Origin of the sequence: Anaerovibrio slackiae, assembly GCF_009695585.1 — a bacterium.
GTDB lineage: Bacteria > Bacillota > Negativicutes > Selenomonadales > Selenomonadaceae > Anaerovibrio > Anaerovibrio slackiae.
In genome coordinates, this window is the sequence record NZ_VUNR01000045.1 from 1 (window position 1) to 14,486 (window position 14,486).

A 14,486-nucleotide genomic window follows, 5' to 3' on the forward strand; every position below is an offset into this window, starting at 1 on the left:
AGAATATGATCTGCTGGAACAAGGTCATCCAGCGTTATGAACTGCATCTGATGTTGTTTTGCACGATTCTTTTTCTTATACATAAAAACACCCCAATCATAATAATATTTTACCATGAATGGAGTGCTTTATGCTAGTTTGTCAACAATCTGAGGGTTTCCTGACGGAAACTCTGAAAGCTGCTGTGTTTCCTCCGGGAAACTCTGGCAATGACATGATGGCTCAGGGTTTCCTGCAGGAAACTCTGGATTGTCACAGCCGTACTCATTGTGGATAACTTCTTCTGATGGTGCAATGCTGCTCTCTAACGGCACTTGAACATTATGCTGCAGGTTTACATTGGCAGAGCTTATCTTCCTCAGATAAAGGCGATCAGCCTGATGCCCACCCATCTTTTTGCGTTCCAATAGCCCGGCTTCTTCCAGCATCGCCATCTTTTTGGAGACAGAGCCTTTTGAGATGCCGAAGAAATCCGCCATCTCGGAGATTTTGGCAATAAAAAAAATATCGCCATTCTCATCAAACCACCTGTTGATACGGCTGAGATTTAACCGGGACTTCAAGAAACCATAAATCAGCCTGGCTGTGTTGTCCAGCCCTGCATAGTTCTCCTGTGTAAATAGTGCCATCGGTATAGCTATATACCGTTCCTTGTCTATGTCCTTGATGTTAAACCGCTCGCCCATGATGCTCCGCTCCTTCTTCTTTTTATTCTTTTCACATCCATAGCTGCAGCGGATCAGCAAATTCATACTGTCCTCCTGCACCACGCACAATATACTCAAGATGTAAATGAGGCCCCGTGGAATATCCACTGGAGCCTACACTGCCAATAATATGCCCTTGTACCACGCAATCTCCTACTGCAACATAAACACTGCTGAGATGGCAATACTTTGTATAAGTATCAGTTTCAGGATGATACAGCATCACCTGATACCCGTAGCCATCTCCATAGTCACCAGCAGCCACCACCTGCCCATAGAACAGGGCAGGAACACCATCACCATAGCCATAGCCGAGATCCACCCCTGTATGAAACTTGTACTGCCCGTCTATAGGATGGTAACGCCACCCAAAGGGTGACGTTACCGGCAAATCATGAGCTTCTGCATAAGTGAAATTCATGAATGTAAATGTCAACGCAGATATGATAGATATTGTGAACAAAGATTTAATCGCCTTGTATGCCCTCGTCACTCCGTGTCATCAGCTTTCTGCCCCTGCTCCTTCTGGATAAGCTCATATTCCTTTGGAGATACCAGGCCATGCTCCTCCCCGGCATAAATCACCTGACCGTAAAATTCATCTTCTGGGATGGTATCGCTGACATCCATAACCTGCCTGCCATCCTCATGCTCATAGTCTTCAAGCACTTCCTCTGACTGCTGCAAATTCTTTAACGTTTCCAACATAAAAATCCTCCATTCTTGACCTGTTAATGGGACAACCTTACAATAGCATTTTTGAAAGAAGCCACCTCCATCTCATACTGGGCGATGCTCACTTCCTCCCCAGCTTCCCTGGCAATCAGCAGCATTTCCTCGCTTTCTTTCATGCCCTTTTCCAGGTATTTTACGACAAACGCCATGCCGCTATTGGCAATATCATCCAAAGCAGCCTGGGTAACAGGGCTGCTGACATTTTCCGTTGCAACCAGTGCCTCATCTCCATCATCTTTCGCATTCTGCGTTAATGACGGCATCTCATCTTCCTCCCGGCCATATTCAGCAACTCTGCCCTGATTGCCAGAAAAAGCATCAGAAGCTTTATCATCATCGTCATCGATACTATCCTGTTGTAGCCTGCCGTTTATTTCCGGCTCATCTTCCATGTCAGGCTCTGCACAGGCCTCGCCTCCCTCGTCTATGCCTGACACTGGATTGTCCCGAACAGGCTCTGATGCCTCGTCATACTCCGATTGACTGCTGCCTTCCCCGCTATTGCCATCTTCAGCATCCTTCGCTACATCATCAGAGTCCTCAGGGGCATCCGCCTTAACAGGCTCTGATGAAATATGAAAGTAAGCTACCACATCGTCATAATCAAAATCACATTCCCTGTTAAAATTTTTCATAGCGTTTTGAAAAGCCAGCTGCTCATCCGCAGTATGCCGTGCCAGTTCCTCGGCAGCACGCCTGGTAATTTTGCCATCATCCAGCAAGCGCAGGAAATCCTCCAGCAAAGACCGAAGAGAGCGCAGCCGTTGCAGCTGCGTTGCACTGATATTTAAAATCTGCTCCGCAAAGTAATCCCTGAAAGCACCGGCATAACTCCCTTCTTCCTTTGCCTTCTGGTAGTAAATCCTCGCCATGGGCTCCAGCACTTCAATTTCCTGAAGCTTCTCCGAAAAATTCTTTACCCGGTGGGAGTTTGCCATGATGATAGCAATATCCGTCTGCATTCCTGCTGTTAGCAGCTCATTTCCTGTGGGAGTTTCTGTGACAATGCACGGTATATCCCGGCTCTCAATTTCACCATGCTCATATCGGTACATAACTGCCCGGTAACGCCTCTCCCCGGAAAGGATAATATACTTGCCCGGCTCCTGAGCTTTCTGTACTCGTAGCGGCTCAACCCAGTTGGACATGCGCATGTCCTTTGCCAAGGATGGAATATCCCTCATGCCGTAGAAATTATTTTCATGGGGGATAAGATTCTGGAAATCTATATTTTCCACTCGCGTTCCCATATTGCTGATAGCAGCCCTGGTGTTAGAATTAAGATAATCTGCCAGGCCGCCACTATATTTCGGCAATGCCATCCCTATCACCTCTCCCCGAAAAATTCCTTGGTAAACTTGATTATATCCCTTGCAACATGACAGTTAGGAGACTTCTCCAGCAATGTCTTGCCTTCTTTACGTGCCATATCCATGTGCCTCTTTGCCTTCTGGCTGGCATATCTGATTTTGGTATTGAAAATTGGCAGCTGTTCCTGCTGTAATCTGTCAAACAGATTATAATTTGCAGCACTGGTCAGGTACTGATTAATAAGCAGGCCTTTGAGGTTCAAGTATGGATTATACTGCTGCAATGACTTCACCTGCTGCAGCATAAGGTACATGCCATCCAGGGAGTCCTTCTCCGTAGTTGTCACAATCACCACATCATCCGTGATGGAAAGTGTGTTGAATACTGACAGATTAATATCCGGCGGATTGTCGATAATGCACAGCTTGTACTTATCTGTCACCGGCTCCAGCGCATCCCGGATGACCGTTGCCTGGTTGATGTTGTCCGACTTCAGCAGCTTGGCATGAGCTTCGATAATCCCCATGTCACCTGCAATCAGGTCAATATTCTCATGCACTGTAGGCTGGATAGCTTCCTGAATGTTATCTGCCGTCACATCTCCCATCAGGATGTGGGTAATGCTGCCATACTCGCTTCCATCGTGCCTGCTGAGCCAGTCCGTGGCATTGCCCTGCTTATCATTGTCGATAAACAGTATTTTCTCTCCATACATCTTCGCTACTGCATAGGCAAAATTCACAGATATGGTGGTCTTGCCTACGCCACCTTTCAGATTTATAAAACTTATTGTCTTCATTGATAATTCTCCTTTAAACTCTCCAGCTCCGCAATCACGTGCTGCAGGTAATCAATCATCTTTTGCAGGCTCGCTGCGTTCTCCACATCAAACTCAATAATATGCACCTGCTGGGAAATTTTCTTTAAAACTACCCTGCCATCTGTGATAAAGTTATCCACCAATGCTTCCAGCGTGTCATGCTGATTAGCTGCAAAAATCGCCTCCATATTCCTGAGCTTCTTTTCGGCAGCCAGATTTTTGGACAACAAGACATGCTGCTTCTGATGGGAGGAATGTAAATCCATCTCCAGGCTGGCTATGCGTTTTTTCAGATATTCTATGCTCTCCGCGTTTTCCATTTCATGCCTCCGGCTTAGAATGGCAATGAATATGGCCTGTACCAAATTTCAACATAATCGCACATTTCCTCATACGCAATATAATTGCCAGCAGTATCAGAAAAATAAATCCTGTTGTCAGGTGCATTGTCTGTGCGAAATACACCTATTCTTTTTATTGGCAGACCATTGACACGCTGGCCTATACGATACTCGTTGCCATGAAACGTAATCTTTTCTACTACCGTAGTCCCTGGCTTATATTCCAGCCGTGACTGAGTATCTGTAAAGTTTCGCATGACAGCAATTATGCGGTCTGTTGACAGCAAAACCACTTCTTCTACCGTCTCCCTGTCCTGGGAGGTGGAAGTTGACTCAATCTTGTAGACCTGCTTGTTTTTGTAATTCTGCCCTACAAAAATCATTTCATCATTGATTCTTGCACCATCAATGACCATGCTGTTTCCTGCCATATTCTCATACCTCCCTGTACATCTGGCAATAAAATTTCTCCTGATTCATTTTTTGAGCAAAGCCGTGCTGTATGATTTTCATTTTTATTGAATTTTTGGTATAATGTAGTTATATCTGACTGCGAATCAGATATAACCGTTGTTTTGGCTCATTGTCCTGGGAAGGAGACTGCGAATCTGTACTCCCCAGGGCGATGAACCCAGCCTCTGTGTGTCCACGTCATGTGTTTACTTCGGAGGCTGCTTGCTTGTCCGATCTGCGAAATCGAAACAAGCGGTTTTTTTGATATTTAGTTTTGATCATTTAGTTCGTTTTTTTGCGCGCCTTGCACGCTTTTAGTGTGCCATAAATCAGCTCCCTTGGGATATTACGGTTTTATCGGAGTATAGGCGAAAACCGCCTATTTTACAGGCATCAGCCTGAATTCAGATTGGTGCCCATAAGATAAGTGGTTTAGCAGGCAACGCCGAGACTATGCTGCCTGCTAGGAAATAAGAGGTGTAAATAAGCTACTGGTGGTCACTAGCCACCAGCTATAGACAGCAAGCGACGATGATGTTCGGCATCGCCGGTGATTTTACCCTTGGAGTAGATAAGAAGAATAAATCTTTAGCAGGAACTGCCTTTTTGCTGCCTATAGCTCGTGGTTAGTGGCTAATAACTGCTCCAGATCTGGTCCGTAGTGGTATTCAGAAATCTGGCAATACGATTGGCAATCCTGACCTTCGGTTCCCGGATGCCGTATTCGTACCGATTATATGCCTTGATGGCAACACCGGCTGCATCAGCTACTTCTTCCTGTGAGTAGCCTGCTGCCTGTCGCAAGGCTTTTAGATTATTGATGATTGGAAAATCCATAATATTCACCTCTATTTCGCTTACAATATAGAAAATAAGCAAATTCTGAAAATCAATGCAGATAATCTTTGCCATCAGTACGCCGCCAGAGATGCAGGCAATTCTTCGTTATACCTTTGCCTTCTTTTTCCTTATCAAATATTTGGACACACACTTCATTATCTTGGAAAAATGTGTCCCTGATAATATGAATTTCTGTCCAGGTGAGATAACTGGCATCCTTGGGAGATGCAGACACTATCTCATAGTGATTATGCTTGTCACGCTTCCAAGCTACAGCTATATCCTTTCCTGAAATGTCAAAAGAGCCTACGCTTTGCTCGTCTGACATACTGCTGATTTTTAATCCAGCGGTTTTGGCGATTTCTTCGTTATTTTTCATGGCTTTGCTCCTGTTCTCAATCTTTAATAAATTGATTGGCGAGTCATGGCTTCAGGTTTGAAATCCCAGATTTTACGAAGGTCATAAACATTTAGCATATCTGCTATTTGCATAGCCGTTAAGATATTTGGCAAACTTGTTCCCTTCTCTATGCGGCGATACTGTCGCTCGGACAGGTTTAAAGCCATTGCCATCTCCTTCTGCGTATACTTCTGGGCACGATATTTTTTTAATTTCATTAATCACCACCCCTTAACTTTCTAATAGGTCATGTTTTGTCCTATCGTATTGTGTATTATAGGACATTTTCAGACCTATGTCAACATATTATTGGAGGTTCTATGTCAAATTACACAAACCGCTTAAAAGAACTTCGCGAAAAACAAAACATTATGGCTAAAGATATTGCAGCTTTATTGCAAATTTCATATAGAAATTATCAGCGATATGAAAAAGGAGAAATAGATCCACCTACATCCAAAACTCTTTTACTAGCTGAATTCTATAATGTGTCAATAGACTACCTTGTTGGAAGAACCAACAAGCCAGAAATCAACAGATAATCATGCTTCCAAGTTCGAATCCCAGATTTTGCGGAGGTCATATATACCTAGGGTATTTGCAATGCAAATAGCTGTCTCTATGTTGGGAGATTGAACCCCATGTTCAAAGTTTTGATAACCTCTTACTGTTAGATTGGCTCGTTGAGCTAATTCTACTTGGGTAAGACCTCTTTGGCATCTAGCATTGATTAATTTTTGATTTTTCATTATCACCACCCCTTTATTTATTAATATGAATAAAAATTCATATCTCTTGTGGAGTATATTACTATGAATTTTAATTCGTGTCAAGTTATTTTCGGAGGATAAAATGGTTTCTTCAACTGAAAATTTAAAACAAATATTTTCTAAACGACTAAAAACTACAAGAAAGTCATTAAAAATAAAGCAACAAGAAATGGCAGATTCCGCTGGTATTACACTCAGAGGCTATCAATATTACGAAGCTGCTGTACAAGAACCAAGCATGTCAAACCTGTATGCTTTAGCAGAACACTTAGGTGTCAGCTTAGATTACCTTGTTGGCAGAACCAATAAACCAGAAGTCAATAAGTAAATAGTTAGGAGCTTTCAACATGACTATAATAATAAAACAAACTGATTATTCTAAAGACTTTTCCAAGCTTTTATCTAACGCAAGAATCCAGGGAATAAGAAATGTGCCCCCAAACGAAACTAGAGACTATTGGACTTGGCATGTTGACTTGGATATACTTGACAGAAATGCTTTAGGCAAATTGCCCTTTTCCTCACTACAGGAAAAAGATAAATTCATGAGAGAGCTCGCTATTGTTGCCTGTAATGACTTTAACGACTTCATCAATAATCTATCTAAAGAGCTCACTCTGGGAACAAAACATTACCTGGTAGAAGGTGATATTGTAAATGGATATTATAATGAGCAACACATGTATTCCTTATTTGATTTTCTGGATAATCATGATTTAGCCAAGGCTAAAAAGCTATTCATAGACAAAACAACATTGGAGAATAGCTCTATCTCTTACTCATTGGACGATTTAAATAATCTTAGAATAAAAGCCCTTGTTACGGTTTCCATAGATTCTGCGCGAGCTTGTCTGAAGTTGAAGGCAAAAAGCATAGACGTTTTGGGGCCTTGCACCAGAGATAAAACCTACAATAAGTTGGCCAGCATATATAAAACTTATACACCTAAAGAATTCTCTTTCTCCAGGCCACGACCAAATATTGCCTTGATATGTGGCAATAACCACGGTGCCGCCGACTTTCGCCAGGCACTTCACAAATCACTAAAACAGCAGATGCAAGCTTTTTATGTCAATATGAATAATATACCTGAGATTATTGAACAGATTGAGCATATTGATGCTGAAGAAATAGCTGATGTGATTTGCATTGTACGCGGTGGGGGTGATGCCGAAGATTTATGCAAGTACAACGACATCCCCCTATTAAACGCAATCACCAAATCTCAGACACCGATTGTAACCGGCATAGGGCATAAAAACGATCTCCTGTTGGCTAGAGATTTATCTTCTTTTGGTGCCCCTACTCCTACTGCTGCCGCTGAATTTCTTAATAGAGAGTACCGCAAATTCTTTGCCATTCAAAGAGAAACAGACAAAGAAGCAACTGTCCCTAAAGCAGATTATGATGATCTTCAGGAAGAATATGATAGACTGCTAACGGAAAATAAAGAACTTGCTGCCAAAAACAAAGCATTGCTTGCTGAAATAGAATCACTCCGGAAGCGTGGCATCATTTCTCGCATACTAAATATATAGATTTCCTTCCCTGCTATACCAGCAGGGAATTTTTTTATCCTGAAAACAATGTCAGCTGCTCCGCAGGAGCATTCTCCAGGAGCATGTACCACTTGTCCGGGAACCCCAGGACTCCTGCAATACGTTTTGCCGCCTCTGGCGATGGTCTTCTTGAATCATTCTCAATCAAGTTATAAAACTGCCTGCTTATGGATGCAGCTTGTGCTACATCTTGTTGACGTAGCTTTTTCTCATATCGCAACGCTTTTAACCAAGCTTTCATTTCGCTCTCCCCTTTCTTACTGCATATAATACTATCTCAGAATAATTTTGTCAACAACAAGTAGCATAGCTACTTGTTGTTGCACTAATAGTTATGTCAACAAATTGTTGTTATAATTATTCTGAGGTGTTAAGAAGTGAAGTGTTTAAAGAGATTGAGAGAACAAAAAAAGAAAAGCCAGGCAGAGATGGCTGAAATTTTACATATCAGCAGGCAATCATACAACTTCTATGAAAATGGGCAACGTGAACCCAAGATAGATATGTTGCTAAAAATGGCTGACTATTTTGGCGTAAGTGTTGATTATCTTTTAGGTCGTTCAAATGCACCTGCTGCATGTAATGACATTGAACCTGAAACGGCTCAACAACGACTTCAAAATAAAATCAGCATAGCGGACACTGAAACCGCAGCCGAAGTGGAAAACTATCTTGATTATCTAAATGCCCAAAAGAATAACAGCAAGGCTGTTGCCGGGAAGTGATACATTTCATATCCCAGAAGCTGAAAATCTGGCTCGCCCTTCATGGAAAGCATTAGCATTAATGTTGTACATACTCCCAGCCATTAACAAATATATATTCTGTCCAAATTGAACAGAACGTTTTTTCCTTATATTGACTTTCACAGAACTCCTGAGATACAATATCAATAGGTGGTGAGTATAATGGGAGAAAAAGATATTACCCAGAAAAATTTTGAAGCATACAATGATGTAGTGGCAGATATTGTCAATGGCAGCCTGTTTGACGGCCAGGAACGGATTAAGGCAGAAAGCCTTGTGGATGCCCAGCCTTTTTCTCAATACAAAGCTGACGATGGTACAATCCATGAGCTGGAACGTGATGTGGCAAAGTACTGCATGGACATAAAATGCAATCTGCGCCTTGCCCTGGTTGGTTTTGAAAATCAAATTGCCATAGACCTGGATATGCCCATAAGAGTTTTTGGCTATGACGGTGTTTCTTATCGTGACGAACTTAACCAGGATAAAATTGTGATTGATAAAGCGACTGGCAAAAAGCGTAAGATACGCAACAGGCGATACCCTGTCATAACTCTGGTACTGTATTTCGGCAAAACGCCTTGGAAAAAGCCGTTATGCCTGTATGATGTGGTGGACGTGCCTGATTTCCTGAAGCCATTTGTCAATGACTTCAAAATCAATCTCATAGATGTACCAAGGCTCACACCTGAGCAGGTCAAGAAATATAAGGGCGATTTCCAGATTATAGCAGATTATTTTGTACAGCTTAATAGTGGCAAGCGGTATATACCATCCAACAAGAAAATGCAGCATCCGGACAGCTTGCTGAAATTAATGTCTGTTCTTACCAAGGATATACGCTATGCAGAATGTGTGGGAAATACTGCATCTGAAATGGAGGGAACTAGTATGTGTGAAGTATTGGATAAAATAGTAGCGGAAGGCGAAGCCCGTGGGGAAGCTCGTGGGGAAGCTCGTGGGGAAGCTCGTGGCGAAGCCCGTGGCGAAGCTCGTGGCATTGAAAAGACCAAGACAGAAATGGTTCTGAACATGCTTAGAGAAAATCTTAGTGTTGAAATGATTGCCAGAATTGCAAAGCTGACAGTAGAGCAGGTAATGGCTATCAGCAAAAAAGCTGCTGTCCTGTAACTGAAAGGCTGTTACCTATGGATTTTTCAGACAAAATTGCTGAACGGCTAAAGCTGCTCCGCGCTGAACACAATATGACGATGAAAGAGGTTGCTGCTGCCACAAATATCGCTTTTAGAACCTATGTGAAGTATGAATCAGGTACTGCAAATCCTGTATTGAAAAATCTCTATGCTCTTGCAGAGTTTTACCAGGTATCTCTGGATTATCTGACCTGCCGTACTATGGACAAGAAAGTGCATTAATATGTCGAAAAAAAAGCGAATTTTATACATATTGCATTGACATGTTTAATACATGAACCTGTGTAAGCATTAAGCAGCACCCTAAATGTGATATACTGTACCAATGAGAGTAAAAGGAGATGAATACTATGTATGCAATAGCTTTTGACTTGAAGATTGACGATTTGAAGAAGGAATACGGAGACCCATACAACAGAGCATATGACGAAGTTCGCCAAGAGCTGGAAGCGTTAGGGTTTGAATGGACCCAGGGAAGCGTGTACATCAACAGCAGCGAGAAAGACAGCTTGACAACTGTGTACAAAGCAATCAACAAATTGTCCCGTATTGACTGGTTCAAAAACAGCGTGAGAGACATTAGGGCTTTCAAAGTTGAAGACTGGTCTGACTTCACGGAAATCGTCAGAGGAGAATAGTTACGTCCAAGTTAGTCGCTCACTGTCTGCCGTTTAGCCTATAGCATTCTGACAACCTGCTAAATTTTATATTTGTTCCAATAAAGGATATACGATATGCGGAATGTGCGGGAAATACTGCATCAGAAACGGAGGTAACTACTATGTGTGAAGTATTGGATAGAATAGAAGCCCGTGGCATTGAAAAGACAAAAACTGAAATGGTTCTAAACATGCTAAAAGAAAATCTTAGTGTGGAAATGATTGCCAGGATTGCAAAGCTGACAGTAGATCAAGTAATGGCTATTGGTAAGAAAGCTGCTGTCCTTTAACTGAAAGGGCCTTTACTATGGATTTTGCCATGCAACATCTCCCGCCGTTACCCATATTAAGAAAAATTTCATGTAGCAGACTTGCAATAAATATTATTGAATGGTATACTTAAGGTGAGTTAGGAAGTTGGATAGTTCCTTGACGAAACAGCGAACCCCCGAAGAGGTAGCCACTCTTCGGGGGTTCTTATCTTTTCAGGGCAAGAGCAAGCCCAGGTTAGTTGCTCACAATCTACCGTCTAGCCATTTGCAAATGTAGTAGCCAACCACACTTGCCATAACGGAGATTAGAAAATTGGATAGTTTTTCCATTGACAAAACACCCCCTTTCTGTTGCCAGATTGGAGGGAGCAACAGGGATAGTATAGCAGATTTTGCAAATATAGTATATACTTAATATATTTTTTTATCAGGCGGTGAGAATATTATTTTGTGAAGCGTAACAGTGGCAAGCGGTATATACCATCCAACAAGAAAATGCAGCATCCGGACAGCTTGCTGAAATTAATGTCCGTTCTTACCAAGGATATACGCTATGCAGAATGTGTGGGAAATACTGCATCTGAAATGGAGGGAACTAGTATGTGTGAAGTATTGGATAAAATAGTAGCGGAAGGCGAAGCCCGTGGTGAGGCTCGTGGTGAAGCTCGTGGTGAAGCTCGTGGCGAGGCTCGTGGCATTGAAAAGACCAAGACAGAAATGGTTCTGAACATGCTTAGAGAAAATCTTAGTGTTGAAATGATTACCAGGATTGCAAAGCTGACAGTAGAGCAGGTAATGGCTATCAGCAAAAAAGCTGCTGTCCTGTAACTGAAAGGCTGTTACCTATGGATTTTTCAGACAAAATTGCTGAACGGCTAAAGTTGCTCCGCGCTGACCATAATATGACGATGAAAGATGTGGCTGCTGCCACAAATATCGCTTTTAGAACCTATGTGAAGTATGAATCAGGTACTGCAAATCCTGTATTGAAAAATCTCTATGCTCTTGCAGAGTTTTACCAGGTATCTCTGGATTATCTGACCTGCCGTACTATGGACAAGAAAGTGCATTATCTGTAAACACGCAAAAATACCGCCTGGTATCGCTTAACAGCAACCAAGCGGTATTTTGCTTTACTCCCCTATTTTTCCTCATCAATGAGATTGAGAAACTCCACCTTCAAGTTAGTGAGATATTCCTCCACCTGCTCATTTGTCAGGCCTGTCTTTTTGAGATACAGCACAAGCTTCTCAACCTCCGGAGCCTGCAATTCAGAATCTGTTGAGCAAAGATTCTTGATGTTGATACCGTTCTGGGCTAAAATTGCCCTTACTCTGTTTACTTTTTCTGGCATATCAGATGCACCTCCTAAAAATCATGGCTCTATTATACACTATAATCTGAAAAAAATATTACAAATTTGTCGCATTTTACCTGTATTGTCATTGATTTTTTTCAAAAACTATGATAGTATTTGTACAAGCTTCTTTTTTGAGCAAAGCCGTGCTGACAAGGGAAGCTTATTAGCTTCCCTATCGGGAGGCTATTTTTTTATTCTCTTGTTGATTTTCATTGATAAAAGTTATCAATGAGGTGAGCGAAATGTTGAACATAAATGCAGATGAACGACTAAACGGTATACCAGCAAGGGTACTTCTGACACCGGAAGAAGCTGCAAAGATCTTCTTTGGCGGTGGCCGCAGTGCAGCATCTTTGAGACGGGATGCAAACAAGCATAGGCTGCCATTCATCAAATTCGGACGGAGAATTTATTTTGATGCAGAATCCTTGCAGGAGTTCATAAAAAGGGCAGCGGATGAAAGTGTCAGGACTATAGAAACATTTTCCAAAAAAGAGAGTCAGAATATATCATCCGTACCAGGTATCACCACCATTGGCATATAAGGCAATAAGAGAATGTAGGTGTAAATATGGCTATAGGAAAATTTAGAAATAAGTGGCGAGCCATAATAAGTAATGGCCGAGATCCTAATACTGGAAAGCAAATACGCATTACCAAAGTGTTTAACACTAAAAAAGAAGCAATGTTATATGAAGCAGATATGACTAAAAAGATAAAAACAAAATTTCCGACTGGATATGGCATGACTGCTATGACATTGAATGAGTTTTATGAGTATTTCAAGAATAATTATGAAACACTCCTAACACCTAAAACACTGGAAAGCTATGATTCTAGCTTTGTGAGAATTTCGGCTGCCATGGGAAATCTCCCCCTTGCAAAAATAGAAACTACACATATCCTAACATTTTATAGGCAGTTGGATACATGTCCACGTTTGAATGGAAGAAAAGGCACTCTTTCAGGAAGAACAAAACGCAAGCACCATGAGCTTCTATCACGCTTATTCAAAAAAGCTTTGCAATGGCATTTTATACTCGTCAATCCGATGGACGGTATCGATCCTCCTAAATGGCGATATAGGAACAATACTCAAATTCCTGATAAAGATGAACTGGCAAAATTGTTTTCAGCTTTGGAAAACGAAACACTGAAACACAGGGTGTGGGTAATGCTGACATTTTCCACAGGCATAAGGCGAGGAGAGCTGTTTGGCATCCAATGGAACAACATTAATTTTGAGGAAAAAACACTATCTATCCAGCGCAGTATATCCAATGTTAATCATACGATCGCTGCCAAAGAAACTAAAACACCTTCCTCTACCCGTGTCATTTCTCTCTCGGACACGATTGTATCCATGCTTAAGGATTATCGCATAGAGTATGAGGCATATTACCGACAAATAGTTAATACAAGTATTTTTGAAGGCGTAGGACGTATCGAGGATGAGTATATCTTCATAACACATACTGGCAGAGTAAGTCATCCTGATGCCTTTAACGGATATTTGAAAGCAATGACAAAGCGATATGGATTGATGAATATAACACCACATACGCTACGGCACTGCAGTGCTTCATACCTTATTGCAAATAACGTGGACCTCCAAACTGTTGCAGCACGCCTGGGACATGCCAGCACAGCTGTAACACAGACTGTCTACTCACACTTGTTGAAAAGTGTTGAGAGGGAAAGCGCTGATGTTATGGAGCAAATAATAAAAAAATAACACTAAAACAGCGGACAGTTATATTCTACAGATAGAATATAGACTCTGTCCGCTGTTCTTTTATAATTTTACATAAAAATGTATTTTTATACAACAACAAATTTCACAAAAAATTTTTCCGTGCACACAACGTGCACACAAACAAGAAAAAAGCACCAAACCGAAGTTTGATGCTTCATTTTCCAAGATGGCGGAGCAGAGAGGATTCGAACCTCCGCAGCCTTGCGACCCTAACGATTTAGCAAACCGTCCTCTTCAGCCTCTTGAGTACTGCTCCATGAAAAAAATGGCAGGGGCAGTAAGAATCGAACTCACAACCTACGGTTTTGGAGACCGTTGCTCTACCAATTGAGCTATACCCCTGTGAAATAATGGGGCGACCGGTGGGGATCGAACCCACGCGTGCTGGAGCCACAATCCAGTGTGTTAACCACTTCACCACGGCCGCCATTATTTACAACTCCCAAGTTTTACCTCAGAAGTCCTGAACCGGCGATTTCCTATCCTCCCAGGCCGTCTCCAGCCAAGTACTTTCGGCGTTTATGTGCTTAACTACTGTGTTCGGAATGGGAACAGGTGGAGCCACATAGCCATCATCACCGGATTATGCTGTTGTATACATTC

At 42.0% G+C, this 14,486-nt stretch carries 25 protein-coding genes, 3 tRNA genes and 1 rRNA gene; 12 read left to right on the forward strand and 17 right to left on the reverse strand.

What is annotated here, in order from left to right:
• Positions 1-128: 128 nt before the first annotated feature.
• From FYJ84_RS13665 to FYJ84_RS13710, 10 genes are all read right to left on the reverse strand, one after another.
• Complete coding sequence (locus FYJ84_RS13665; RefSeq protein WP_154408152.1) at positions 129-752, reverse strand: replication initiator protein A; 624 nt, start codon at positions 750-752, stop codon at positions 129-131.
• Complete coding sequence (locus FYJ84_RS13670) at positions 718-1,098, reverse strand: M23 family metallopeptidase (RefSeq protein ID WP_328596399.1); 381 nt, start codon at positions 1,096-1,098, stop codon at positions 718-720. The genes FYJ84_RS13665 and FYJ84_RS13670 overlap by 35 nt, the downstream gene beginning before the upstream one ends.
• A gap of 98 nt (positions 1,099-1,196) precedes the next feature.
• Positions 1,197-1,415: a hypothetical protein gene (locus FYJ84_RS13675; protein WP_154408154.1), complete on the reverse strand. Its 219-nt coding sequence runs from the start codon at positions 1,413-1,415 to the stop codon at positions 1,197-1,199.
• Between the two features lie 23 nt (positions 1,416-1,438).
• Positions 1,439-2,764 (reverse strand): ParB/RepB/Spo0J family partition protein, encoded by a 1,326-nt coding sequence (locus FYJ84_RS13680; protein ID WP_154408155.1) that lies wholly within the window; start codon positions 2,762-2,764, stop codon positions 1,439-1,441.
• A 5-nt stretch (positions 2,765-2,769) separates the two neighbouring features.
• Positions 2,770-3,552, reverse strand: coding sequence for a ParA family protein (locus FYJ84_RS13685; protein ID WP_154408156.1), 783 nt, complete (start codon positions 3,550-3,552; stop codon positions 2,770-2,772).
• Positions 3,549-3,893 carry a hypothetical protein gene (locus FYJ84_RS13690; protein WP_154408157.1) on the reverse strand — a complete coding sequence of 115 codons (345 nt, stop codon included), beginning with the start codon at positions 3,891-3,893 and terminating at the stop codon, positions 3,549-3,551. Before FYJ84_RS13690 ends, FYJ84_RS13685 begins: the two co-directional genes overlap by 4 nt.
• 14 nt (positions 3,894-3,907) lie before the next feature.
• Positions 3,908-4,345 carry a hypothetical protein gene (locus tag FYJ84_RS13695; RefSeq protein WP_154408158.1) on the reverse strand — a complete coding sequence of 146 codons (438 nt, stop codon included), beginning with the start codon at positions 4,343-4,345 and terminating at the stop codon, positions 3,908-3,910.
• A 655-nt stretch (positions 4,346-5,000) separates the two neighbouring features.
• The gene (locus FYJ84_RS13700) at positions 5,001-5,279 is read right to left on the reverse strand and encodes a helix-turn-helix transcriptional regulator (protein ID WP_154408159.1); all 279 of its coding nucleotides are present in this window, start codon (positions 5,277-5,279) and stop codon (positions 5,001-5,003) included.
• Positions 5,257-5,586 (reverse strand): DUF7694 domain-containing protein, encoded by a 330-nt coding sequence (locus FYJ84_RS13705; RefSeq protein WP_154408160.1) that lies wholly within the window; start codon positions 5,584-5,586, stop codon positions 5,257-5,259. Before FYJ84_RS13705 ends, FYJ84_RS13700 begins: the two co-directional genes overlap by 23 nt.
• 23 nt (positions 5,587-5,609) lie before the next feature.
• On the reverse strand, positions 5,610-5,825 hold the full coding sequence (locus tag FYJ84_RS13710; RefSeq protein WP_154408161.1) for a helix-turn-helix transcriptional regulator: 216 nt from the start codon (positions 5,823-5,825) through the stop codon (positions 5,610-5,612).
• A gap of 102 nt (positions 5,826-5,927) precedes the next feature.
• Between FYJ84_RS13710 and FYJ84_RS13715 the strand changes: the two genes are divergently transcribed.
• The gene (locus FYJ84_RS13715) at positions 5,928-6,149 is read left to right on the forward strand and encodes a helix-turn-helix domain-containing protein (RefSeq protein ID WP_154408162.1); all 222 of its coding nucleotides are present in this window, start codon (positions 5,928-5,930) and stop codon (positions 6,147-6,149) included.
• On the opposite strand, the gene FYJ84_RS15100 is transcribed toward FYJ84_RS13715, so the two are convergent.
• Complete coding sequence (locus FYJ84_RS15100; protein ID WP_154408163.1) at positions 6,150-6,356, reverse strand: helix-turn-helix domain-containing protein; 207 nt, start codon at positions 6,354-6,356, stop codon at positions 6,150-6,152.
• Between the two features lie 103 nt (positions 6,357-6,459).
• Between FYJ84_RS15100 and FYJ84_RS13725 the strand changes: the two genes are divergently transcribed.
• Both FYJ84_RS13725 and FYJ84_RS13730 read left to right on the forward strand, forming a co-directional pair.
• On the forward strand, positions 6,460-6,705 hold the full coding sequence (locus FYJ84_RS13725) for a helix-turn-helix domain-containing protein (protein WP_154408164.1): 246 nt from the start codon (positions 6,460-6,462) through the stop codon (positions 6,703-6,705).
• A gap of 19 nt (positions 6,706-6,724) precedes the next feature.
• On the forward strand, positions 6,725-7,915 hold the full coding sequence (locus FYJ84_RS13730; protein WP_154408165.1) for an exodeoxyribonuclease VII large subunit: 1,191 nt from the start codon (positions 6,725-6,727) through the stop codon (positions 7,913-7,915).
• Between the two features lie 34 nt (positions 7,916-7,949).
• On the opposite strand, the gene FYJ84_RS13735 is transcribed toward FYJ84_RS13730, so the two are convergent.
• Complete coding sequence (locus FYJ84_RS13735; protein ID WP_154408166.1) at positions 7,950-8,177, reverse strand: helix-turn-helix transcriptional regulator; 228 nt, start codon at positions 8,175-8,177, stop codon at positions 7,950-7,952.
• Between the two features lie 136 nt (positions 8,178-8,313).
• On the opposite strand from FYJ84_RS13735, the gene FYJ84_RS13740 reads away from it, so the two are divergent.
• The 7 genes from FYJ84_RS13740 (at position 8,314) to FYJ84_RS13770 (ending at position 11,846) form a co-directional block, all read left to right on the forward strand.
• Positions 8,314-8,661 carry a helix-turn-helix domain-containing protein gene (locus FYJ84_RS13740; RefSeq protein ID WP_328596400.1) on the forward strand — a complete coding sequence of 116 codons (348 nt, stop codon included), beginning with the start codon at positions 8,314-8,316 and terminating at the stop codon, positions 8,659-8,661.
• Between the two features lie 183 nt (positions 8,662-8,844).
• Positions 8,845-9,813, forward strand: coding sequence for an Rpn family recombination-promoting nuclease/putative transposase (locus FYJ84_RS13745; RefSeq protein ID WP_154408167.1), 969 nt, complete (start codon positions 8,845-8,847; stop codon positions 9,811-9,813).
• A gap of 17 nt (positions 9,814-9,830) precedes the next feature.
• The gene (locus tag FYJ84_RS13750; protein ID WP_154408168.1) at positions 9,831-10,058 is read left to right on the forward strand and encodes a helix-turn-helix domain-containing protein; all 228 of its coding nucleotides are present in this window, start codon (positions 9,831-9,833) and stop codon (positions 10,056-10,058) included.
• Positions 10,059-10,186: 128 nt separating this feature from the next.
• Positions 10,187-10,474 carry an endoribonuclease VapD gene (gene vapD, locus FYJ84_RS13755; RefSeq protein WP_154408169.1) on the forward strand — a complete coding sequence of 96 codons (288 nt, stop codon included), beginning with the start codon at positions 10,187-10,189 and terminating at the stop codon, positions 10,472-10,474.
• 143 nt (positions 10,475-10,617) lie between these two features.
• Positions 10,618-10,785, forward strand: a complete 168-nt coding sequence (locus tag FYJ84_RS13760; RefSeq protein ID WP_154408170.1) for a hypothetical protein — start codon at positions 10,618-10,620, stop codon at positions 10,783-10,785.
• A 432-nt stretch (positions 10,786-11,217) separates the two neighbouring features.
• Positions 11,218-11,595, forward strand: a complete 378-nt coding sequence (locus tag FYJ84_RS14520) for an RpnC/YadD family protein (protein WP_205764281.1) — start codon at positions 11,218-11,220, stop codon at positions 11,593-11,595.
• 17 nt (positions 11,596-11,612) lie between these two features.
• Positions 11,613-11,846 carry a helix-turn-helix domain-containing protein gene (locus FYJ84_RS13770; protein ID WP_154408171.1) on the forward strand — a complete coding sequence of 78 codons (234 nt, stop codon included), beginning with the start codon at positions 11,613-11,615 and terminating at the stop codon, positions 11,844-11,846.
• A 62-nt stretch (positions 11,847-11,908) separates the two neighbouring features.
• Here FYJ84_RS13770 and FYJ84_RS13775 read toward each other — a convergent pair whose 3' ends face one another.
• Entirely contained in the window at positions 11,909-12,121 is a 213-nt protein-coding gene (locus tag FYJ84_RS13775; RefSeq protein WP_154408172.1) for a hypothetical protein, read from the reverse strand.
• 248 nt (positions 12,122-12,369) lie between these two features.
• On the opposite strand from FYJ84_RS13775, the gene FYJ84_RS13780 reads away from it, so the two are divergent.
• Complete coding sequence (locus tag FYJ84_RS13780) at positions 12,370-12,672, forward strand: helix-turn-helix domain-containing protein (RefSeq protein WP_154408173.1); 303 nt, start codon at positions 12,370-12,372, stop codon at positions 12,670-12,672.
• Between the two features lie 26 nt (positions 12,673-12,698).
• On the forward strand, positions 12,699-13,862 hold the full coding sequence (locus FYJ84_RS13785; RefSeq protein ID WP_154408174.1) for a site-specific integrase: 1,164 nt from the start codon (positions 12,699-12,701) through the stop codon (positions 13,860-13,862).
• Positions 13,863-14,050: 188 nt separating this feature from the next.
• On the opposite strand, the gene FYJ84_RS13790 is transcribed toward FYJ84_RS13785, so the two are convergent.
• The 4 genes from FYJ84_RS13790 to rrf form a co-directional block, all read right to left on the reverse strand.
• A tRNA-Ser gene (locus FYJ84_RS13790) sits at positions 14,051-14,139 on the reverse strand.
• 10 nt (positions 14,140-14,149) lie between these two features.
• Positions 14,150-14,225, reverse strand: a tRNA-Trp gene (locus FYJ84_RS13795).
• 9 nt (positions 14,226-14,234) lie between these two features.
• Positions 14,235-14,310, reverse strand: a tRNA-His gene (locus FYJ84_RS13800).
• A gap of 39 nt (positions 14,311-14,349) precedes the next feature.
• Positions 14,350-14,466: ribosomal RNA gene (gene rrf / locus FYJ84_RS13805) — 5S ribosomal RNA — on the reverse strand.
• Positions 14,467-14,486: the final 20 nt, after the last annotated feature.